This is a genomic window from Streptomyces sp. NPDC021224 (genome assembly GCF_044332905.1).
In the GTDB taxonomy this organism is placed as follows: Bacteria; Actinomycetota; Actinomycetes; order Streptomycetales; family Streptomycetaceae; genus Actinacidiphila.
In genome coordinates, this window is the sequence record NZ_JBIRPW010000004.1 from 67,852 (window position 1) to 89,249 (window position 21,398).

At 76.0% G+C, this 21,398-nt stretch carries 18 protein-coding genes and 2 pseudogenes; 8 read left to right on the top strand and 12 right to left on the bottom strand.

All coding sequences use genetic code 11. The features are described 5' to 3' along the window. Window positions 1–16 precede the first annotated feature (16 nt). Window positions 17–559: a hypothetical protein gene (locus ACH4PY_RS11995; protein WP_398179535.1), complete on the bottom strand. Its 543-nt coding sequence runs from the start codon at window positions 557–559 to the stop codon at window positions 17–19. Between the two features lie 45 nt (window positions 560–604). Further along, window positions 605–1,372 carry a glutamate racemase gene (locus ACH4PY_RS12000; RefSeq protein WP_398179537.1) on the bottom strand — a complete coding sequence of 256 codons (768 nt, stop codon included), beginning with the start codon at window positions 1,370–1,372 and terminating at the stop codon, window positions 605–607. A gap of 67 nt (window positions 1,373–1,439) precedes the next feature. Here ACH4PY_RS12000 and ACH4PY_RS12005 point away from each other — a divergent pair, with 67 nt between their 5' ends. Next, window positions 1,440–2,609: a glycosyltransferase gene (locus tag ACH4PY_RS12005; RefSeq protein WP_398179540.1), complete on the top strand. Its 1,170-nt coding sequence runs from the start codon at window positions 1,440–1,442 to the stop codon at window positions 2,607–2,609. A gap of 507 nt (window positions 2,610–3,116) precedes the next feature. On the opposite strand, the gene ACH4PY_RS12010 is transcribed toward ACH4PY_RS12005, so the two are convergent. Further along, window positions 3,117–4,181 (bottom strand): Tellurium resistance, encoded by a 1,065-nt coding sequence (locus ACH4PY_RS12010; RefSeq protein ID WP_398179543.1) that lies wholly within the window; start codon window positions 4,179–4,181, stop codon window positions 3,117–3,119. Between the two features lie 235 nt (window positions 4,182–4,416). On the opposite strand from ACH4PY_RS12010, the gene ACH4PY_RS12015 reads away from it, so the two are divergent. The 5 genes from ACH4PY_RS12015 to ACH4PY_RS12035 all read left to right on the top strand — a co-directional run bounded on the left by ACH4PY_RS12015 (window position 4,417) and on the right by ACH4PY_RS12035 (window position 10,207). Continuing rightward, the gene (locus tag ACH4PY_RS12015; protein WP_398179546.1) at window positions 4,417–5,055 is read left to right on the top strand and encodes a DUF6643 family protein; all 639 of its coding nucleotides are present in this window, start codon (window positions 4,417–4,419) and stop codon (window positions 5,053–5,055) included. A 32-nt stretch (window positions 5,056–5,087) separates the two neighbouring features. Then, a complete protein-coding gene (locus ACH4PY_RS12020; protein WP_398179549.1) occupies window positions 5,088–5,915 on the top strand; it encodes an MOSC domain-containing protein in 828 nt (275 codons plus the stop codon). 101 nt (window positions 5,916–6,016) lie between these two features. After that, window positions 6,017–6,640, top strand: coding sequence for a hypothetical protein (locus ACH4PY_RS12025; RefSeq protein WP_398179552.1), 624 nt, complete (start codon window positions 6,017–6,019; stop codon window positions 6,638–6,640). Between the two features lie 160 nt (window positions 6,641–6,800). Further along, the gene (locus ACH4PY_RS12030; RefSeq protein WP_398179555.1) at window positions 6,801–9,212 is read left to right on the top strand and encodes a right-handed parallel beta-helix repeat-containing protein; all 2,412 of its coding nucleotides are present in this window, start codon (window positions 6,801–6,803) and stop codon (window positions 9,210–9,212) included. 167 nt (window positions 9,213–9,379) lie between these two features. Beyond that, entirely contained in the window at window positions 9,380–10,207 is an 828-nt protein-coding gene (locus ACH4PY_RS12035) for a DeoR/GlpR family DNA-binding transcription regulator (RefSeq protein ID WP_398179558.1), read from the top strand. A gap of 42 nt (window positions 10,208–10,249) precedes the next feature. On the opposite strand, the gene ACH4PY_RS12040 is transcribed toward ACH4PY_RS12035, so the two are convergent. From ACH4PY_RS12040 to ACH4PY_RS12060, 5 genes are all read right to left on the bottom strand, one after another. Next, window positions 10,250–10,633 carry a hypothetical protein gene (locus ACH4PY_RS12040; RefSeq protein WP_398179561.1) on the bottom strand — a complete coding sequence of 128 codons (384 nt, stop codon included), beginning with the start codon at window positions 10,631–10,633 and terminating at the stop codon, window positions 10,250–10,252. Between the two features lie 152 nt (window positions 10,634–10,785). Further along, the gene (locus tag ACH4PY_RS12045; RefSeq protein ID WP_398179564.1) at window positions 10,786–12,204 is read right to left on the bottom strand and encodes a hypothetical protein; all 1,419 of its coding nucleotides are present in this window, start codon (window positions 12,202–12,204) and stop codon (window positions 10,786–10,788) included. A 126-nt stretch (window positions 12,205–12,330) separates the two neighbouring features. Then, a complete protein-coding gene (locus ACH4PY_RS12050; RefSeq protein WP_398179567.1) occupies window positions 12,331–13,008 on the bottom strand; it encodes a cytochrome b/b6 domain-containing protein in 678 nt (225 codons plus the stop codon). Next, a complete protein-coding gene (locus ACH4PY_RS12055) occupies window positions 13,005–13,763 on the bottom strand; it encodes a molybdopterin-dependent oxidoreductase (RefSeq protein WP_398179571.1) in 759 nt (252 codons plus the stop codon). Before ACH4PY_RS12055 ends, ACH4PY_RS12050 begins: the two co-directional genes overlap by 4 nt. A gap of 63 nt (window positions 13,764–13,826) precedes the next feature. Further along, window positions 13,827–14,615, bottom strand: coding sequence for an alpha/beta fold hydrolase (locus tag ACH4PY_RS12060; RefSeq protein ID WP_398180809.1), 789 nt, complete (start codon window positions 14,613–14,615; stop codon window positions 13,827–13,829). Window positions 14,616–14,780: 165 nt separating this feature from the next. On the opposite strand from ACH4PY_RS12060, the gene ACH4PY_RS12065 reads away from it, so the two are divergent. Continuing rightward, on the top strand, window positions 14,781–16,124 hold the full coding sequence (locus tag ACH4PY_RS12065) for a PLP-dependent aminotransferase family protein (protein ID WP_398179574.1): 1,344 nt from the start codon (window positions 14,781–14,783) through the stop codon (window positions 16,122–16,124). Between the two features lie 249 nt (window positions 16,125–16,373). Continuing rightward, window positions 16,374–16,949, top strand: a complete 576-nt coding sequence (locus tag ACH4PY_RS12070) for an ATP-binding protein (RefSeq protein ID WP_398180812.1) — start codon at window positions 16,374–16,376, stop codon at window positions 16,947–16,949. 93 nt (window positions 16,950–17,042) lie between these two features. Here ACH4PY_RS12070 and ACH4PY_RS12075 read toward each other — a convergent pair. The 4 genes and pseudogenes from ACH4PY_RS12075 to ACH4PY_RS12090 form a co-directional block, all read right to left on the bottom strand. After that, window positions 17,043–18,805: pseudogene (locus ACH4PY_RS12075) on the bottom strand (FtsX-like permease family protein). Continuing rightward, a pseudogene (locus tag ACH4PY_RS12080) lies at window positions 18,802–19,642 on the bottom strand (ABC transporter ATP-binding protein). The pseudogenes ACH4PY_RS12075 and ACH4PY_RS12080 overlap by 4 nt, the downstream one beginning before the upstream one ends. Continuing rightward, a complete protein-coding gene (locus ACH4PY_RS12085; protein ID WP_398179577.1) occupies window positions 19,642–19,956 on the bottom strand; it encodes an SHOCT domain-containing protein in 315 nt (104 codons plus the stop codon). The pseudogene ACH4PY_RS12080 and the gene ACH4PY_RS12085 overlap by 1 nt, the downstream one beginning before the upstream one ends. A gap of 213 nt (window positions 19,957–20,169) precedes the next feature. Continuing rightward, complete coding sequence (locus ACH4PY_RS12090; RefSeq protein ID WP_398179580.1) at window positions 20,170–21,393, bottom strand: ROK family protein; 1,224 nt, start codon at window positions 21,391–21,393, stop codon at window positions 20,170–20,172. Window positions 21,394–21,398: the final 5 nt, after the last annotated feature.

Consider the following 21,398-nt stretch of genomic DNA (forward strand, 5'->3'; position numbering starts at 1 on the left):
GGAGCGGGGTCCGCCGTCAGGGGCTGGCCAGCGGGGCGCGCAGCCGCAGCCACGCGGCGATGGCCTGCACCGCGCCCTCGGGGTCGTCGACCGTCACCGTGAAGCGGCGGTCGCCGCCGAGGTCGATGACGATGCCGGGGCCGCGCCGGACGATCACCGCCGTGCCCTTCTCCGGGCGCCACCGGTAGCCCCAGCCGCCCCAGCTGCGTGGGCTGATCAGCGGGGCCAGCCGGGCGCCGCTGACGTCCGCGAGCGGGATCCGGCGGCGCGGCAGCCCGATGTGCCCGCAGCGCACCTCCACGCACTCGCGGTCGACCTGCACCTTCACATGCGTGAAGGCGACCGTGCCGAAGAGGATCAGCAGTCCGGCGGCCAGGCAGCCGACGACGGACATCACCAGGGGTACGAGATCGGTCGTGGCCGGCTGGTCGACGGCCAGCTCGATGCCGAGTGCGAGGCAGGCGGCACCCACGACGGCGAGGACCCACTGCATGCGGTTGCTGGCGCGGCCCGTCCACACCTGAGGCGCGACGGACTCCGAGCGAGGAGCGTGCGTCATGCTCGAAGCGTACTCACCCGGCACGATTCGGGCAGCCCCGGCACGTCAAGCCGTGGCGGGTGTCACGGCGAGCACCGCGCCCTGCGGGTAGGCCGCCGCGGTTTCCTGGAGCGGCGCGCTCACCCCGTTGAGCAGCACCTCCAGGCCGCCGCCGCCCTCCGGCACGCCCCCCGCGGCGGCGATCCGGCGCAGCGCCTGCGCCGCCACCGCCCCCGCCGAGCCGAACAGCTCGGCGCCGGGCACGGCCGCCGCGATCCGGTCGGCGACCAGCTCGTAGTGCGTGCAGCCCAGCACGACCGCCCGCACCCCCGCCGGGGTCAGCGCCGCGGCTGCGGCCACCGCCGCCCGTACCGCCGCGGCGTCACCCGCCTCCACGGCGGCGGCCAGACCCGGGCAGGGCACCTCGGTCACCTCGGCGGCGCCGCCGAACTCGGCGATCAGCTCGCGCTGGTAGGCGCTGCCCGTGGTCGCCGGCGTCGCCCAGACGGCGACAGCGCCGCCGCCCGCCGCCGCGGGCTTGATCGCGGGCACCGTCCCCACCACCGGCAGGCCCGGCTCCAGCGCCGCCCGCACCGCGGTCAGCGCGTGCACGGACGCGGTGTTGCAGGCGACGATCAGCGCGTCGGGACCGCGCTCGGCGGCGTCCAGCGCGCAGCGCAGCGCCCGGTCGCTGACGTCCTGCGCGGTCCGCGGCCCCCAGGGCATCCCCGCCGGGTCGCACGACAGCACCAGGTCGGCGTCCGGCCGCAGGGCCCGTACGGCCGCGGCGGCGGCCAGCAGTCCGATCCCGGAGTCCACGAGTGCGATCTTCACGCCTTCACAATAGGCGCCGCCGGGACCGCACCGCCGGGCGGCACCCGCGGTGCGGCAGACTGCGCGGGTGACGGTGACGACAGTGATCGCAGGGCTGTCCCTGCTCGTATGGGTGTGGCTGCTGCTGGGACAGGGGCTCTTCTGGCGCACGGACGTCCGGCTGCCGCGCGCGGAGACCGAACCCGAGCGGTGGCCCGCGGTCGCCGTCGTGGTGCCCGCGCGTGACGAGGCGGAGGTGCTCGGGACGAGCCTGCCGTCCCTGCTGGCCCAGGACTACCCCGGACGCGCCGAGGTCTTCCTCGTCGACGACGGCAGCACCGACGGCACCGGGGACCTCGCCCGGCAGCTCGCCGCCCGGCACGGCGGCCTGCCCCTCACCGTCACCTCCCCCGGCGAGCCGCCCGCCGGCTGGACCGGCAAGCTGTGGGCCGTACGGCACGGCGTCGCCCTCGCCCGCGAGCGCACCGGCGCGGACTACCTGCTGCTCACCGACGCCGACATCGCACACCGCCCGGACAGCCTGCACGCACTCGCCGCGGCCGCCACCGGCGCGGACCTCGACATGGTGTCCCTGATGGCCCGGCTGCGCGTCGAGACCGGCTGGGAGCGGCTGATCGTGCCGGCGTTCGTGTACTTCTTCGCGCAGCTCTACCCCTTCCGCTGGATCAACCGGCACCGCTCCCGCACCGCCGCGGCCGCGGGCGGCTGCGTCCTGATCCGCGCCTCCGCCGTGGACGCGGCGGGAGTGCCGGACAGCATCCGGCAGTCCGTGATCGACGACGTCGCCCTCGCCCGCGCGGTCAAGCGCTCCGGCGGACGGATCTGGCTCGGTCTGGCCGAACGCGTCGACAGCGTCCGCCCCTACCCGCACCTCGGTGAACTGTGGCGGATGGTCGCCCGCAGCGCCTACGCCCAGCTCCGGCACAACCCCCTGGTCCTCGCCGGCACCGTCCTCGGGCTCGCCCTCATCTACCTCGTCCCGCCCGCCGCGGCGATCGGCGGCGCCGCCACCGCCACCTGGCCCCTGTGCGCGGCGGGCGCCGCCGCGTGGGCGCTCATGACCCTCACGTACCTGCCGATGCTCCGCTACTACGCCCAGCCCCTGTGGCTGGCCCTCACCCTCCCCTGGACCGCGGCGCTCTACCTCCTCATGACCGTCGACTCCGCGATCCAGCATTACCGCGGTCGCGGAGCGGCCTGGAAGGGCCGCACGTACTCCCGCCCTGACCCCACGTAGCCCCTGCGGGGCGGCACCGCTACGCCTGGGGTGCCCCCCTTTCACCCCGGGGTGCCTGGTGCGGTGGTCGTCGCGACCGTCCCGCCGTCGTGGCTGGTCACGCAGTTCTCCCCCAGGCTCCGCCTGGGAGGTGCCCCCACGCGCCCCTGAAAACGAGAACCCTCCCCCCACACCAGCAACCCCCGTCGCGGGAAAACGGGTGCCCTCGCCCCGACAAGGTCTTCCCCACCGGCAGGCAGCCGCCGGACCGGCCCGGAGGGGGACGGTGCGGGGTGCCCCCGCAGGAATGCGCTGGGAGGAGCTCACCAACTCGGTACGAGGCCGAACGCGCATTCCGAGGAGGTGCCCCGTGGCGGCCCCCGACCCAGCCTGCGGCGCGCCGCGCAAAGAGGCGCGTGGGGGCACCTCCCAGGCGAAGCTCTGGGGGAGAACGGCGCGAGCAACCCCCCACCGGCAGAAGGTCGCGCGGCGAACCGCAACAAGCCACCCCGGAGCGCAAGCGCGAGCTCACCCCTCCGCGGGAACCCAGCGCAGAGCCCACCCGTACGCGTAATCCACCGTGCGTTGAGGGCTGAGGCCCGGACGGGCCGGGAGGTAGCGGGCCTCGCGCCGCATCCGCAGCACCTCGCCCACCCCCACCCCCGCCCCCACCCGCTCCCGCGTGAGCAGCAGGAGCGCGCACACCGCGGACTCACCCCCGGGGGCCCCGAGCGTGAAGTCCGCCGGCGGCCCGTGCTCGGGCCGTACCTCCACCGTGCCGCCCGCCTCCGCGAAGGTCCCGCCGCGCAGCGCGAGGAAGACCAGCACACGGCGAAAACGCACCGCCTGATCGAGGTTGACGGTCAGTTCGGCCCTGCCGCCCTCCGCGTCGAGCTGGACGTACGGCGGCAGCCACAGCGCCCCGGTGGCGCCACCGAGGGCCTGGACCACTCCCTTGCGGCCGTCGGCGAGCTCGAAGAGCGCGCCCAACTCCGCGCGCCCGGCGCCCTCCGCGCCCTCCGCGCCCTCCGCGCCCAACGCGCCGTCACAGGCGATCCGCAGCACCCCCGGCCCGAGCCGCGTACCGCCCGCGTCACGGCGGCCCGCCCGACCCCCCGACCGCCGGACGGCGGCAGCGGCGGCGGGGACGGGAAGCGGCGGCGCGGTCCGGGACACGGCGCGCAGCCACCACTGCCCGCCCTCCCGGTAGCACTCGCCGACCACGGTCGCGGGTCCGCCGGTGACACCGGGCAGTTCGCACCGCACGGGCCTGCCCCCGGTGAGCGCGCCGAGCCGCGGGGCGGGGATCCGTGCGGCGGGCCCGCCTTCGGCACGGATCACCACGAGCACCGCGGTGACCGCACTTTCGAGTGATGCCAGGTCGAGCACGAGGATGTCGACGGCGGGGCCGTCCGTGCTCTTCTCCCCCGTGTGGGTGACGGCTCCCGAAGGGTGCGCGGGGGCTCCGCCGCCGACGAGGTCGGCCGGGCCGCGCACCGCGCCGTCCGCGAGCAGGAGCGCGCACAGTTCGGCCCGCGGTACGCCCTGGCCCGTGCCGCGGCGGAACTCCAACCGGACTTCCGCGCTCGGCAAACGGACGCTTTCCCCCCTGCGCAGCAGCACTGCCGTCCTCCCCCGGTGCGTCGCGTCCCCCCGGCGGCCCTTCCAGCGCACGCCTTTTACCTGATCACAGCACTCTTCCATGACCGGTTTCCGGGGATTCGCTCGTATTGGGGACATCGTGCCACGAGGGAGCCGTCAAACACCCGTCAAACAACCCTCTAATCGGTCTCCCCAACGACCACATCGTGGGCTTAACTTATGGCTCATGACCACCCCCCGCGGTTCGTACGGTGGCGGCTACGGCGGCTACCCCTCGTCTGCGTCCTTCCCGGACACCCCGATCTACGACAGCCTCGTCGCCGAGCGCGGCACGCCGCAGATCGCCCCGATCCGCGTACCGACGCCGTATTCCGGTTTCGACTCGGGGATGCCCACCGGTTACGGCGCCAACCTGCCCGCCACCCGGCCGGCACTGCCCGCCCTCCCGGCCGGCCCGTCGTCGCCCTCGTACCAGCCGCCGCAGCCTCCGGCGCCGAGCGGCTACCCGGGCGGCGGCTACCCGCAGCAGCCCGCGCCGTACGTGCCGCAGCAGGCGCAGCCGCCCCGCGGCGGCTACGCCAACAACGGCTTCAACGGCAGCGGCGGCTTCAACGGCGGCGGTTTCCCGCCCGGCAGCGCGCCCATGGGCGGGCCGATGGGCCAGCCCGTGAACGGCCAGGCCGGCGGCCACCCGGGCGGCTACGGCGGCGGCATGCCGCAGCAGGCCCCGCCCGGCGGCCACGAGGCCGCGCGCCCGCTGCCGCCGCGTCCCGTTCCGCCGCGCCAGGCCCCCGGCGGCCACCCGGAGGAGCAGTACCCGCGGCGCAACCTCGGCAACGGCGGCGGAGGTTACTACCAGGGCTGACCTGTGCGGGAAAGCGCTGGCACCATGGCGTCATGAGTCCGCTGACGCTGAGCGCCCTGAACATCCATCCGGTCAAGTCGCTGCGTGCCGTCGGCGTGCGCGAGGCGGTGGTCGAGCCCTGGGGGCTCGCGGGGGATCGCCGCTGGATGCTGGTCGACGCCGCTGGTACGGCCGTGACACAGCGCGAGCACGCACGCCTGGCGCTGGTGACCGCCCTGCCGCTGCCCGGCGGCGGCCTGCGGCTGTCCGCGCCCGGACAGCCCGGCCTCGATGTCGCCGTGCCTCCTGCGGGGGTGGAACCGCGCGGCGTGCGCCTCTTCTCCGGGAAGGTCGACGTGGTCGCGGCCGACCGTTCGGCGGACGCGTGGTTCGGGGCGTATCTCGGCGAGCCGGTGCGTCTGGTGTTCCTGGACGAGCCCGCGGTCCGGCGGCCCATCGACCCGGCCTACGCGCGGCCCGGCGAGACCGTGAGCCTCGCCGACGGCTATCCGCTGCTGCTCGCCTCGTCCTCCTCGCTCGACGCCCTCAACGCGCTGATCGCCGCCGGGGACCGCCCCGGGGAGGGTCCGCTGCCGATGAACCGCTTCCGGCCCAACGCGGTGGTCGACGGCGCCGCCGCGTGGGCCGAGGACGGCTGGCGGCGGGTGCGGATCGGCGAGGTCGTCCTGCGGGTCGCCAAGCCCTGCTCGCGCTGTGTGGTGACCACCACCGACCAGTCGACGGGTGTGCGCGGCAAGGAGCCGCTGCGGACGCTGGCGCGGCACCGCAAGGTCGGCTCCGGCCTGCTCTTCGGGCAGAACCTGGTGCCCGAGGGCGCCGGAACCCTGCGCGTCGGGGATCCGTTGACCGTTCTGGAGTGACGCACCGGCGACCCGTCCGGCTGGATCCCGCCGGCCTCGTGCGTCGGCCGCGCCACCCGCGGGTATGCGGGCGGTAGGGACGGGTGAAGGGGGTGCCGGCCGTGGCTCGTCGGAGCAGGAGCACCAGGTTCGGGTGGCGGTGGCGGCGCAGTCCGCTGCGGCGGCGTTCCGATGTCGTCGAGGCCTGGCTCGGCCTGGTCACCGTGCTGCTGCTGTGCGCGGTGCCGCTCGCCGGCTGGTGGGCCGGCCAGTCGGTGGACCGCGCGCTGACCCGGGTCGCGCGCGTCCAGCGCACCGAGCGCAGCCTCGTCACCGCCGCCGAGGTGCCCGCGTCCGCGGCGCGCGGCGCCACGACCGCGCCCGGCGCGGGGCGGGCGGCGGGCCGGGAGGTCGATCCGGCCGGCGAGGAGGTGCTGCGCTGGACGGCGCCGGACGGCACGGCACGCTCCGGGAAGGTGCCGCTGGGGCTCGAAGTCCGGCACGGCGGGCGGCTGCTGCTGTGGACGGACCGCCAGGGCAGGCTGGTCGCGCCGCCGCTGGACCGCGCGACGGCCACCGCGCACGCCGCGCTCGCCGGGGTGGCGGCCGCGGGTGTGGCGGCGGGCACGGTGCTGCTGGCCCGGCAGTTGCTGCTGTGGCGGCTGACGCGGCGCAGGATGCTGTCCTGGGATCGCGCGTGGGCCCGGTTCGGCCAGGACTGGGGCCGGGCAGGTGCCGGTGGCTGACGCGGCGGCGCACGGGACGGCCGCGGGGTTGCCCCGGTGCGCGGGCGGATGCGCCGGGCGGCGCCGCCCGCCTGACGGGACGTCGTCAACAGCGCCCCTTCGCGCACGCTACGGTTGATCCCCGGTCGGCCGACGCAAGAGGTGGGGGCAGGGCAACCCGATGGCACATGGCGTGGTGCAGGTCACCAACCCGGGCAGTTCACGGTGGCGTCGCCGCACGGGCGAGTACGGCACGATGGCCGATGCGCTGGCGGCGGCGGCCGACGGTGACGTGCTGACGGTCGGTCCGGGCACGTACCGCGAGAATCTGGTGATAGACCACGCGGTCACGGTGCGCTGCGCGGAGGGCCCCGGCACGGTCCGGATCGCCCCCGCGTCGGGCGTCGCGGTGACCGTGCGGGCGTCCGCCGCGGTGCACGACCTGGTGGTCGAGGGCCAGGACAGCACGGCTGCCGCGCTGCTCGTCGAGGGCTGCGCGCCGGAGCTGACGGGGCTGCGGGTGAACGCGCGCTCGGCCGTCGGCGTCGAGGTGCGGGACAACGCCCGGCCGACCGCCCGGCGGTGCACCGTGGACAACCCGGCGGGCGTCGGCATCAGCGTGCTGGACGCGGCGGGCGGGCTGTTCGAGGACTGCGAGGTGGTCGCGGCCGGTCAGTCGGGCGTCGCGGTGCGGAACGGTGGCAGCCCGCGGCTGGAGCGCTGCAAGGTGCACCACGTCTCGGGTTCGGGCCTGTCGGTCACCGGCGAGCACAGCTCGCTGGAGGCGGTCGGCTGCGAGGTCTTCGAAGTGCGCGGCACGGGCCTGCACGTCTCGCAGCGCGCCTCGGGCCAGCTGATCGACTGCCGGGTGCACGGCACCACCGGTGACGGCATCTCGCTGGATTCCGACGCGGTGCTGGCGATGTCCGACTGCGACGTCCACGACATCCCCGAGAACGCCGTGGACCTGCGGGCCCGCGCGGTCCTCACGCTGACCCGCTGCACGGTCCGCCGGTTCGGCCGCAACGGCCTGTCGGTGTGGGACCCGGGCACCAGGGCCGACGCCAACGCGTGCGAGATCCACGACAGTACGGGCGACTACCCGGCGGTGTGGGTCAGCGACGGCGCCGTGGCGATAATCGACGACTGCCGGGTGCACGACGTGCCGGACGCGCTGTTCGTGCTGGACCGCGGCTCGCGCGCCGACGTGGTGGACAGCGACTTCACGCAGATCCGCAACACCGCGGTGTCGGTGAGCGACGGCGCCAACGTCCAGCTGGACGACTGCCGGATCCGCGACGCGGCGACCGGCGCGTGGTTCCGCGACCACGGCAGCGGCGGCACCTTCTCCCAGGTCACCATCGACTCCGCGGCGACCGGCGTGATCGTCACCAAGGGCGCGGACCCGGCGCTGGAGCGCTGCACGGTGACCAACACGACCGAATCCGGCATCTACGTCTCCGCGGAGGGCCGCGGCACCTTCACCGCCTGCAAGGTGACCGGCAGCAAGGGCTACGGCTTCCACATCATCGACGGCTGCCGGTCCACACTGACCCGCTGCCGCACCGAGCGCTGCGCCCGCGGCGGTTACGAGTTCGCCGAGCCGGGCCCGGTGACCGAGGACTGCACGAGCGACCGGGCCGCGACGCCCGAACCGGCTCCCGTCACCGTGCCGCCGGTGCCCCAGCGGCAGCCGGCCAGCCAGTCGTACGGGCTGCTCGGCGGGGTGCCGCAGCAGTCCGCCGGGCCCACGGAGGCCGCGGCGCCGGCGGCGGCCGCCGGGCGCGAGAGCACCGAGGTGCTGGCGGAACTGGACGCGCTGGTCGGCCTGGACGGCGTCAAGCGCGAGGTGCGCACCCTCATCGACATGATCGCGGTGGGCCGCCGCCGCCTGGAGGCCGGTCTCAAGGCGCCCTCCCCGCGCCGCCACCTGGTCTTCACCGGCTCCCCCGGCACGGGCAAGACCACCGTGGCACGGCTGTACGGCGAGATCCTGGCGTCGCTCGACGTACTGGAGCGCGGCCACCTGGTCGAGGTGGCCCGGGTCGACCTGGTGGGCGAGCACATCGGCTCGACCGCGATCCGCACCCAGGAGGCCTTCGAACGGGCCCGCGGCGGTGTGCTGTTCATCGACGAGGCGTATGCGCTCGCGCCCGAGGACGGCGGCCGGGACTTCGGCCGGGAGGCGATCGACACCCTGGTCAAGCTGATGGAGGACCACCGGGACGCGGTGGTCGTGATCGTCGCCGGGTACACCGCGGAGATGGAGCGCTTCCTGGCCTCCAACCCCGGTGTGGCGTCGCGTTTCTCGCGGACGATCACCTTCGGCGACTACTCCGCCGAGGAGCTGCTGCGGATCGTGGAGTCGCAGGCCGCGGAGCAGGAGTACCGGCTCGGCGACGACGCGGGCGAGGCGCTGCTGAAGTACTTCACCGCCCTTCCCAAGGGACCCGCGTTCGGCAACGGCCGGGCGGCGCGGCAGGCGTTCGAGGCGATGGTGGAGCGGCACGCGGTGCGCCTGGCGCACGTCGTCGAGCCCACCCACGACGAACTCCAGCTGCTGTACCCGGAGGATCTGCCCGAGCTGCCCTGAACCGCGCGGCCTCCGCCCGTGTGCCGGGCGGGGCGGAAGAGGGCGGCCGCCGGGCGCAGGGCGGCCGCCACGTGGAAAGATGGGCAGACGCGCCCGCGGCGCACGGCGGCCGCCGGTCGCACCGGGAAGATCCGAGCACGCAGAAGACGCAGAAGACGAGGTCACGGGTGGGCGACAACCAGAACCTCCTCGCCGAGCAGCGCAGGGCACTGATCCTGGACGAGGTGCGCCGCCGCGGCGGTGTGCGCGTCAACGAGCTGACGCGCCGGCTCAACGTCTCGGACATGACCGTCCGGCGGGATCTGGACGCCCTCGCCCGGCAGGGCGTGGTGGAGAAGGTGCACGGCGGCGCGGTGCCGGTCGTCGAGGCCAGCAGCCACGAGCCGGGCTTCGAGGCGAAGTCGGGCCTGGAGCTGGGCGCGAAGGAGGCCATCGCGACGGCCGCCGCCGCCCTGGTGCCGCCCGGCAGCGCGATCGCGCTGGCCGGCGGTACGACCGCGTACGCCCTCGCGCACCATCTGCTGGACGTGCCGGACCTGACCGTGGTGACCAACTCGGTGCGCGTCGCCGACGTCTTCCAGAACAACCAGCGGCGGCCCGGTGCCGCGCCCGGCGAGGGGTCGGCGACGGTGGTGATCACCGGCGGGGTGCGCACCCCCTCGGAGACGCTCGTGGGGCCGGTGGCGGACCGGGCGATCCAGGCCCTGCACTTCGACCTGCTCTTCCTGGGCGTGCACGGCATCTCGGTGGAGGCGGGCCTGTCGACGCCGAACCTGGCGGAGGCCGAGACCAACCGGCATTTCGTCCGCTCCGCCCGCCGGGTCGTGGTGATCGCCGACCACACCAAGTGGGGCACGGTGGGTCTCAGCTCGTTCGCGGCGCTGGAGGACGTGGACACCCTGGTGACGGACGCGGGCATCCCCGAGGTGCTGCGGGCCGAGATCGCCGAGCACCTGTCGGACCTCATCGTGGCGGGCGAGCCCGCCGAGGGCTGAGCGGCGGGCGGCCGGTCCGGCCGCCCGCGGGCCGTCCGGTGCTCAGCCGCTGATCCAGGACCACGCGCTGCTGGGCGCCAGCAGGAAGAGCGCGACCGCGACGACCAGCACGATCCCGGCGAAGGCGCGCAGCCGCCGCACGCCGGGCGTGAGCGGGCGGCGCGGCGGCCGGTTGTCGGGCCGCCATGCGGCGGCGTGCTGCGAGGGGGTGTGCGGGCGGGTGCGGCGCCGCCCGAGACGGCGCGGCTCGTCGGTGACGCCGTTCTCGTCGTCCTCGCGCAACCGGCGGGCGACGATGCGGGCCCGCGCCGAGGGCTCCTTCGGCGCGGTGGCGCGTATCGCGCGCTCGGAGTCGTTGGCGAACTGCTCCCACACCTCGTCGGGCAGCGACGGCTCGTCGGCCGCGGGTGGTGGTTCGGTGGTCACGTCTGCGCTCTCGTCTCGTCCAGGCATGGCCGGGGCGGCGGCACGCGGCACACTTTCCCCCCACCGGCGAATCGATACTTCCCCTGCCACTTGTACCACGCCCGATGCCGTACGCGGCGTGGGTCCCCGGCGGCAGTGGGCTCCGCCACAGGTCAGCGGTATTCGGCGAACCTGGGGCGGATCCCGAGCAGGACGAGGGCCGCGGCGAGGCCGAGTGCCCCGGCGGGCACCGCGGGCCAGCCGTCGAGGGAGCCGTGGGCGTCGTCGGCGTGCTGCCGGAAGTCGGTCAGCTGCCGGTCGGCGAGCCGCTCCAGGGTGGTGGAGAAGTCCCAGAAGTCGAAGGCGACGTTGCCGCGGCCGACCTCGGTGAGCACCACCGCGCCCTCCTCGGTGTCGCCGCTCTTCCTCAGGGAGCGGAGCTTGTCGTCGTCGGCGCGGAAGTTCGCGTAGCGGCCGAGCATGTCCTGGTAGGCGGGGCGCTCCCCCGCGGTGGCGTTGCCGTCCGGGGTCAGGAGCCCGTCGAGCCGCTTGGCGAGGCTGTCGAACTGCGCCTCGTCGGCCTCGCCGAAAGCGCTGTCGTGCACGAACCAGCGGCTCTCGGTGGCCGCGGCCTGCGAGGCGACGGCGCCGGCCTCGGCGAGGTTGGTCCAGGGCCGCAGTCCCTGGCTGCTCGCGGCGTCCACGCCGTCGGCGGCGGCGTGCATCGCCAGGGTTCCGGCCAGGGCGACGGCGAGGGTGGCGGCGGTGGCGACGAGCAGCGCGGCGTTGAAGCGCCTGCGGTAGTCGCGGGCCAGTTCCCACTGCCACCACAGCAGCAGTACGACGGCGAGCCCGCCCAGCACCCCGACGGCCACGCCCCAGCGCACGGCGGCGTGCCGCGCCGCGTCGCGCTGCCGGTCGGCCTGCTGCTGGTAGGCGGCGGACAGGTCGTCGGCGAGCGGCAGCAGCCGGGTGTGCATGATGCTTCCGGCCGAGACGTTCATGGCGACGGCGAAGCGCGGCGGGTGGCCGACGGTCTGGTTGGGCTCCTGCTCGGCGACGTAGCGGGCGCGGCCGCTCAGGTCGTCGTACCGGCCGAGGCCGTCGAGCAGCTGCGCGACCCGGGTGCCCTGGCCCGGGCCGCCGCCGAGCCTGCGGAGCAGGTCGCTCACCAGGGCGTGGTCGCGCTGCGCGGTGATCAGGGCGTTGAGCTGGTTGCCGACGATCACGTCCGGGTCGTCCGCGGAGCGGCCCGGGGCGAGGGTGTCCGCGCGCTGCGCGTCGAGGTCGGCGAGCGTGGAGCGCAGTTGCGCGGCGGCCGAGGCGCGGTCGGTCACGGTGCTGCCGAAGCGCGCGGTGGCGTGCCGTACGGACAGGGCGCCGGCGACCGCGACCGCGCACAGCGCGCCCAGGGCCACCAGGACGGTGACGGTGCGGACGGCGAGCCGCCGCGGCCCGCCGCCGGTCAGCCGCAGCCTGCGGCGCGCCCGGTAGGTTTCCGCCGGGCTCGCAGGCGCCGCGGCGGGCTCTTCCGTGTCAGGGGCCTCCTGGGCCGGCGGGGCCGTCTGAGCCGACGCCTGGGACATCGTCATGCCGTGACGCTAGGCGCGGGCCGGGAAAGGACGGTGGCCTGCGGGCGACCGCGGGGTGTCCTGGACGTAACAGAACTGCCGCGAAGGCGCGGGGAGTTGGCCGTTCGGCGCGGCCCGCGGAGGGAATCAGGGGGCGTCGGCGGGCGGGCCGGGCGGCGGCGCGGCGGCCCGCTGCTGCGGCGGCTGCCACAGCGGGTGCTCCTCGCGTGCCCACCAGCGCGGTACGTAGCCGGTGCGCAGGCCGCGGCGGGCCTCCGGGTCCTGGAGGGCGAACCACACGTGACCGGTGACGACGGCGGCCAGGACCAGCGCGAGCCAGTCGTGCACGAAGGTCGAGCCGGTGCGCCAGACCAGCGGGGCCAGCCGCGGGAACCACATGACGACCCCCGTCCCGGCCATGATCAGCAGCGCCCCGGTGGCGAAGGCCGCGTAGAGCTTCTGGCCCGCGTTGAACTTGCCCGCGAGGCTCGGCTCGCGCCTGCGCCGGCGCAGCGCGACGCCCAGCCAGCGCCAGTCGTGCGGGAAGAAGCGGCCGAGCCGCCCGGCGTCGGCGCGGAAGGCGCGCGAGGCCAGGCCGAGCAGCACGGGCACGGGCACGGCGATGCCGGAGTACTCGTGCACGGTGACCAGGAGGCGGCGGCGGCCGACGATCTCGGCGAGCTGCGGCAGGTAGAGGCAGGCGCCGGTGGCGACGCACACGCCCATCAGCCAGGTGACCGAGCGGTGCACCCAGGTCTCGGCGCGGGTGAAGCGGCGCAGCCCGGTGGCGCCGGCGGGGTCGCGGGGCGGGGTCGCGGCGGTCATGAGGTGGGGTCGTCGCGGCGGCCGTTGGACTTGCCCACCCAGCCGTCGACGTCGTAGCCGTAGTGCTCCCAGTAGCCGGGCCGCACGTCCTTGGTGACGGTGATGCCGGACAGCCACTTCGCGGACTTGTAGAAGTACATCGGTGCCACGTAGAGCCGGACCGGGCCGCCGTGGGCGGCGCTGACCGGCTTGTCGTCCATGGTCAGCGCCACCAGCACGTCGGCGCGGCGGGCCTGTTCCAGCGTCAGGCTCTCGGTGTAGACGCCGTCGAAGCAGGTGAAGCGGACGGCCGTGCCGGCCGAGCGCACCCCGGCGGCGTCCAGCAAGGTGGACAGCTTCACCCCGGAGAAGGCGGTGTGCGGCACCCGCCAGCCGGTGACGCACTGCACGTCGCGCACCAGCCGGGTCTGCGGCAGGGCGCGCAGGTCGGCGAGCCGGTATTCGGCGGGGTGGTCGACGAGGCCGCCGAGGGTCAGACGGTAGTCGCTCTCGCCGCGGTGCGGCACGGAGTTGGAGACGGAGTAGAAGCGGAAACCTCCGCCGCCGGGCAGCAGCGAGGTCACCCCGGTGGGGTCCTTGGCGCTGACGGACGCCAGCACGGAGTCGATCCGGTCCTGCACCGCGCCGCCGACCGCGACCCCGGCCGCGCCCAGCCCGAGCATGCCGAGCACCACGCGCCGCCCGACGGGGCTGCCGCGGCCCTCCTCGGGCGCGGGGCCGTGGGGTGTGTCCGGTGGCGGCGTGCGGTCGTCCATGGACCGATTCGAGCACGCCGGCCGCCGTCTGGCCAGGGCCCCGGGCGGGCCGTCAGGCTTCCGTCACATCCGGGCGCTCGCGCGGGCCCGCGGCACCCGGGCCAGCAGCCGGGCGAGGGCCTCGTTGAAGGCGTCGGGGCACTCCAGGTTGGGCATGTGGCCGGCGTCCTCGATAACGGTGAGGGTCGCACCGGGGATGTGCCGGTGCAGGAACTCCGCGTCGCGGACGGGGGTGAAGACGTCCTCGCGGCCGACCACGACCAGGGCGGGCACCGCGACACCGGCCAGGGTGGGGGTGTAGTCGGGGCGTTCCGCGCGGCCGCGCAGGGCCGCGGCGGCGCCCCGCGGCGGGGCGGCGAGCATCATGCCGAGCACGTGGTCGGCCACCTCGGGCCGCCGCGCGAGGGTCGCGGCGCAGACCATGGAGCCGAGCACCTCGCGGGGGTACCCGGCCGTGCCCTCGCGCTCCAGCCGGTCGGCGCGGGCGTAGCGCTCCTGCCTGCCCTGCTCGGTGTCGGCCTGCGCGAAGGTGTCGGCGAGGACCAGCCCGGCGACCCGGTCCGGGAAGAGCCGGTGGAACTCCAGGGCGATCTGACCGCCCATCGACAGCCCGCACACCACCGCCTCGGCGATCCCGAGGTGGTCGAGCAGCGCCGCGAGGTCGCGGGCGAAGGTGCCGAGCGGGGTGCTGCCGGGCACGACCTGGCTGCCGCCGTAGCCGCGCAGGTCGGGGGTGACGACGCGGTGGCCGGGGGCGGCGTCCTGCTGCGGCGCCCACATGGTGCGGTCGAAGGGGTGCCCGTGGATGAGCAGCAGGGCGCTTCCGTCGCCGCCCGTGTCGCCGTAGGTCATGCTGATGCCGTTGACGAAAGCCGTGTTCACGTGCGGTTTCCCCCTTGTGATGGTGACTGGTCCGATGCTAGGCAGAGGGCAATCAGCGGAGCAATGCCCGGCATTGATGTCGGGGCAATGTGCCGGTGCCCCGAGACGGTGGCGCGGGCGGGCGGGGAGCAGGGGATGGCACGGGACTTCCGGCAGGCGGCGGACGCGGTCGCGGCGCAGATCGCGGCGGGGCGGCTGCGGCCGGGCGACCGGCTGCCGACGCAGCGGGCGTTCGCCCGGCGGTACGGCCTCGCCGAGTCGACGGCGAGCCGGGTGTACGCCGAACTGACCCGGCGCGGCCTGGTCGTCGGCGAGGTGGGGCGCGGCACCTTCGTACGGGCCGCGCCGCCCGCCGCCGACCCGGCGCTCGCCGAGCCGGGCACCGCCCGGGTCGACCTGGAGCTCAACTACCCCGTCACGCCCGGCCAGCCGGAGTTGCTGGCCGCAGCGCTGGCACGGCTGGCCCGGCCCGATGTGCTGAGCCCCGCGCTGGGCCCGTCCGGCGCGGGCGGTACGGCCGCCGCGCGGGCCGCGGCCGCGGACCTGCTGGCCCGGCCGGGCTGGGCGCCGGATCCGGCGGGCCTGCTCTTCGCGGGCAACGGGCGGCAGGCGATCGCCGCGTGCGTGGCCGCGCTGGTGCCCCCGGGCGGCCGGCTGGGCGTCGAGGCGCTGACGTACCCGGTGGTCAAGGCCGTCGCGGCGCGCCTCGGGGTGACCCTGGTGCCGCTGGAGTGCGACGCCGAGGGGCTGCTGCCCGGGGCGCTGCTCGCCGCGCACCGGGCGGCGCCGCTCGGCGCGCTCTACGTCCAGCCGACGCTGCACAACCCGCTGGGCACCGTCATGGGCCCGCGGCGGCGGGCCGAACTGGCGGCGGCGCTGCGGGAGTCGGGGCTCACCGCCGTCGAGGACGCGATCTGGGCCTTCCTGCCCGCGGACCCGCCGCCGCCGCTGGCCGCGTACGCGCCGGAGCGGGTCGTGCTCGTCGACAGCCTCTCCAAGCGCCTCGCACCGGGCCTGACGGCGGGCTTCGCGGCGACCCCGGCGGCGCTCACCGCGCGGGTGTCGGCCGCGCTGCGCTCCGGCGGCTGGACGAGCGCCGGGTACGCCCTGGCCGCGGCGACCGGGTGGATGAGCGACGGCACCGCGGCGGCTTTGAGCGCCGCCAAGCGGGAGGACGCCCGGCTGCGCGGCGAGCTGGCCGCCGAGGCCCTGGCCGGGCTCGCCGTCCGCTCCGGCCCGTGCTCGTACTTCTGCTGGCTGGAGCTGCCGCCGCCGTGGCGGGCCGACACCTATGTGGCCGCCGCCGCCCGGCGCGGGATCGCGGTCACGCCCGCGGCGTCCTTCGTGGTGGGCTCGCACAGCACTCCGGCCGCGGTGCGGATCGGGCTGGCCTCTCCCCCGCCGCCGGTGCTGCGCAGGGCCCTCGACACGCTGGCCGAGCTGGCACGGACCGGGCCGGACGACCTCGGACCGGAATGAGCGACCCCCCGCCGGTCGGCGGCACCGGGGGCGCGGACGGCGCCGGTCCGCCCGCCGAAGGGGCAGGTCAGCGATGCGACGCGCGACAAGTTGCGACATTCCCCACATCGGGTGACGCTGTTATCGCATCACGGAGTGCTGAAGCAGTCACTCTACGCAGTTTCGCTCAATTTCCCATCGGAGCGGCGGAGGGCCGGAGCCCGCACGTGCGGGACCGTCCCAGCCGCGGAGGGAGTCGCAGCCGTGATCATGCAAGCGGAACAGACCGACCGGACCGACCCGACCCATCGAACACCCCGCGAGTGCGTCCTCGAACTGGAGGCGCACCCGTACCGGATCCAGCAGATCCGCCGCATCGTGGCGGCGCAGCTGCGCTACTGGCGACTCGATCCGCTGATCCAGCCCGCCGCGAGCGCCACCAGCGAGCTGCTGGCCAACGTGCACCGGCACGCCCGGCCCGACAAGAAGTGCGGCGTCCGGCTGAGCCTCGCCGACGACCGGCTGACCGTGGCCGTCACCGACAGCGACCCGCGCCTGCCGCAGCTGCGGCCCGTGGAGCCGATGGCCACCACCGGGCGCGGCCTGACCATGGTCGAGGCGCTGAGCGACACCTGGGGCACCGATCTGCTCCCGCTGGACGCCGGCAAGGTCGTGTGGTTCGTGCTGCGCACCCCCGTCGCGGTGCCGACGATGCTGCCGGTGCGCAACTGCGTGCCCTTCGAACGGGCCATGGCCGAGCCGCTGCCCGAGCCCGCCCATGAGCCCGTCACCGCGCCGGTCACCGGCACGGTCCCCGAACCGGCCGCTGTCGCTGCGGCGGCCTGACCGCGCGGAGCCGCCGGTGTGGGCGCCGGCGGCCCCCGCGCACCGGGCGCCGTCTCCCCCCGCGGGGGAGGCGGCGCCCGACGTACGTCCCCGTCACTGCGCGGCGACCGCCCGCAGGATGTCCAGCCGGGCCGCGCGGCGGGCCGGGCGCCAGCCCGCGAGCACGCCCGCCGCGACGCCCACCAGCAGCACCACCGCAAGCGGCAGCGGCGGGATCGCGAAGGCGCCCGTGCCGGTGCTGTCGGCGGCCCGCACCAGGGCCCAGCCGAGGAAGCCGCCGAGCACCAGCCCGCCCGCGGTGCCGAAGGCGGCCACCACGACCGACTCCCAGCGCACCATCGCCCGCAGCTGCCCCCTGGTCTGGCCGACCGCGCGCAGCAGGCCCAGCTCCCGGGTGCGCTCGTGCACCGCGAGGGTCGAGGTGTTGGCGATGCCGAACAGCGCGATGAGCACCGCGAGGGCGAGCAGCGCGTAGATCAGCGTCAGGAACATGTCGACGCCGGACGCCGCGGACGCCGCGTACTCGCTCCTGGTCTGCACGTCGGGCGACCCGAACGGGACCACCGCGCGGGTCACCGCGGCCGTGCCCGCGGCCGTGGACACCCCGTCCCGGAAGGCGACGGCGACGAGCGTGTCCCGGTCCTGCGTGCGGTGCGGCTCCCAGGCCGCGCGGGTGATCAGGTAGTTCCCCGCGAGGCCCGGCCGGTCGTAGACGGCCTCGACGGTGAAGGTCGTCCGGGTGCCGTCGGCGAAGGTGAAGAGCACGGTGCTGCCGGTGGTCAGGCCGCGGTCGTCCGCCTCGCCCGCGGCGACGGCGACGCCGTGCGTGCCGAGGTCGGCGAGGGAGCCGTGCACGGTGCCGAGGTCCAGCAGCCCGGACAGGGCCGCCGGGTCGGTGACCGTGATCCTGCGCCCGTGCCCGTCGACGTCCGCGACGCCCGCGCCGAGCCCGACGGCCGCTCTGACCTCGGGCAGCCGCGCCACCGCCGGGGCGAGCCGCGGACTGAGCCCGGCGCCGCCGGGGCCGAAGCCGGAGGTGCCGACGGCGACGTCACCGGCGAAGGAGCGGTCCACCGTCCGGTGCAGCGTCGCCTTCATCGAGGCGCCCAGCACGGTGAAGAGCGACACCACCGCCACACCGATCATCAGCGCGGTCGCGGTGGCCGCCGTCCGCCGCGGGCTGCGCAGCGCGTTGCGCCGGGCCAGCCCGCCGCTCACCCCGCGCAGCCGGGCGATCGGGGCGCCCAGCACCCGTACGGCCGCCGGGGCCGCGACCGGGCCCAGCGCCACGAACGCGGCGAGCGTCAGCACCGCCCCCGCCGCGGTGAGCGGCAGGCTCGGGCCAGGCCGCCGCGGTCGGCCGCGCCCCGGTTGACGACGATCTCGCCGGGCGCGAGCGGCGCGCGGCCCTCGACGATCTTGTACGGGTTGAGCTGCGGGTCGTCGATCCAGGCCGCCGCGACGGTGGGCCCGCGGGTCTCCAGCGCGGTGCCGTCGGCCTTGGTCAGCTGTCCCGCGCCCTCGATGTCGGGCGCGGCCGCGGCGACACCGGGCACCCGGCGGATCGTGTCCACCAGCGAGACGGGCACGGGCTCGCGGGTGCTGCGGCCCGGTCCGCCCGCGGAGATCTCGTCGGCGCCGCGGACGACGGTGTCCGTACCGCGGTTGGCCGTCGCGAAGAGCGTGCCGAAGCTCGCCCGCAGGGTGTCGCCCATGACCATGGTGCCGGTCAGGAAGGCCACGCCGAGGAAGACGGCGGCGAAGGTGCCCGCGAAGCGCCGCTTGTGCGCGCGCAGCCCGGCGATCCCGAGGCGCAGCGGAGCCGCGGCGGAGGCGGGTGCGGAGATGCGGCTCACGGCCGGTCACCGCCCGCGGCACGGCGGCCGTCGAATGCCTTCATCCGGTCCAGCACCCTCGGGGCGGTGGAGTCGGCCATGGTGTCGACGAGGCGGCCGTCGGCGAGGAAGACCACCTCGTCGGCGTGCGCGGCGGCTGGGGGCACCCCCATGCCCGTAGGGCCCTGGGGGAGGGTCGTGGGTGACCATGACGACGGTGCGGCCCATGTCGCGGACCGCGCGGCCCAGCAGTTCCAGCACCTCGCCGCCGGTGCGCGAGTCGAGGTTGCCGGTCGGCTCGCCGGCGAAGACCACCTCGGGGCGGCCGGCCAGCGCCCTGGCCACGGCGACGCGCTGCTGCTGCCCGCCGGACAGCTCGGCGGGCCGGTGCCGCAGCCGGTCGCGCAGGCCGACGACGTCGATCAGGACGTCGATCCACTCCGCGTCCGGCCGGGTGCCCGCGAGGTCGAGCGGCAGCGTGACGTTCTCGGCGACGTCGAGGGTGGGCACCAGGTTGAAGGACTGGAAGACGAAGCCGATCCGCTCGCGGCGCAGCAGCGTCAGCTGCCGGTCGCCGAGCGGCCCCAGCTCGGTGCCGCCGACGAAAGCGGCGCCCGAGGTGAGTGCGTCCAGACCCGCCGCGCAGTGCAGGAGGGTGGACTTGCCGGAGCCGGAGGGCCCCATGATCGCGATGAAGCGGCCGGCCGGGAAGCCCACCGTCACACCGTCCAGGGCCCGCACCGCGGTGTCGCCCGCGCCGTGCACCTTCACGGCGTCCACGACCCGTGCGGCGGCGGTCCCGCCGCCGGCCGCACCGCCGCCGGCGGGGCCGCGCCGGTCGGTCGTCGTGCCGGGCATCAGGCCCCGCCCTTAACGCTGTTGCGGTCACGCGGGCCGCGGGCGAAGTGCTCCTCCAGCACCGACATGCGGCGCCAGTACTCCTCCTCGTCGATCTCGCCGGAGGCGAACCGCCGGCCGAGCACCGCCAGCGGGCTGTGCTCGCTGCCCCCGCCCGCCGAGGGCGGCCCGAACTGCCGCCAGGGGGCGCCGCGTCCGCGCCACACCGTGCGGCGCAGCACGGTGACCACGGCGGCCACCGCGAACACCCAGATCAGGGGGAAGAACAGGATCCACGGGCCGGGCCCGCCGTCGTGCCACGCCAGGGTGTCCATCGTCTGTCAGCTCCTCGGTCGTGCCGGGTTCTCCCGACACCACCGAGCCTGGCGTCCGCGGCCGCCGAAATCGTCGTACGGCCAGCGGCTCCGCCGCTGCTCCGCTGGGAGTACGCCGCGCCCCGCCCGGCACTCCCACGGGTGGCGCCGGGGGGCGGGTCCGAGGGGCGGCACGGGGCGTACGGCCAGCGGCCGGTACGCCCCGCGCGGGGGTCAGCCGCCGAGGACGGCCAGCGGGTCGTCGAGCACCGGCTGCCAGGCCAGTTCCGCGGCGCCGACCAGGCTGTTGTGGTCGAGTGCGCAGGCCAGCACCGGCACGCTGCCGCTGCGCCCCCACAGGCTGTGGTCGGCGACGACCGCGCGCAGCGCCTCCGGATCGGCGTCCAGCAGGTGGCGGTGCAGCCCGCCGAGCAGGATGCGGTCCGGGTTGAGGACGTTGACGAGCCCGGCGAGGCCGCGTCCGAGCCGGTCGATCATCAGCAGCGAGGCGGCCCGGACGGTGGGGTCGGCGTACTCCGTACGCAGCAGGGCCGCGCTCTGGTCGAGCAGCGACACCTCGGGGCCCGGGGTCCGCCCGGCCGCCTCCACGAAGGCCAGCGGGTCGGCCTCGACGTCCAGGCAGCCGCGGCTGCCGCAGTAGCAGGGCCGCCCGTCGGGGCGCACGGTGAGGTGGCCGACCTCCAGGGCGAGGCCCGAACTGCCCGTGTGCAGGCGGCCGTCCAGCACCAGCGCGCCGCCGACGCCGCGGTGCCCGGAGGCGACCACCAGCAGGTGCTGCGCGCCGCGCCCGGCGCCGTGCCGGTGCTCGGCGAGGGCGGCGACGTTGACGTCGTTGCCGACGAAGGACGGGACCGGTCCGCCGTCCGGGCCCAGGATGCCCACCTCGGCGATCTGCCCGGCGAAGACCTCGGCCACCTGCGTACCGGCGGGCCAGGACAGATGCAGCGGGTTGAGCGCGAGGCCTTCGGGCTCGGCGATCGCGGACGGTACCGCGAGGCCCGCCCCGACGCACACCCGCCCCGACGCGCGCAGCAGTCCGGCGCCCGCCTCGACGACCGCGCCCAGCACGTGCGCGGCATCGGGCGGCACGGTCATGGAGCCGGGCGCCGTCGCCACGATCTCGCCGCCGAGGCCCACGAGCGCGGCGCGGAAGCCGTCGGCGTGCACCTGTGCGGCGAGCACGACCGGGCCCTCGGGCGCGACGTCCAGCCGGTGCGAGGGGCGGCCCTGCGCGCCCGCCGGGCCGCTGGGGCGGGTGTCCACCCGGATCAGCCCCAGTGCTTCCAGTTCGGCGGCGACCGCTCCGGCGGTGGCCCTGGTCACCCCCAGTTCCGCGGTGAGCAGTGCGCGGGTCGCCGCGCGGCCGGTGTGCACGAGCGCGAGCGCGGGGCCGAGTGCTCCGCGGCCCCGCTCCAGCCTTGTCCGAATCTGTGTCACCCCCC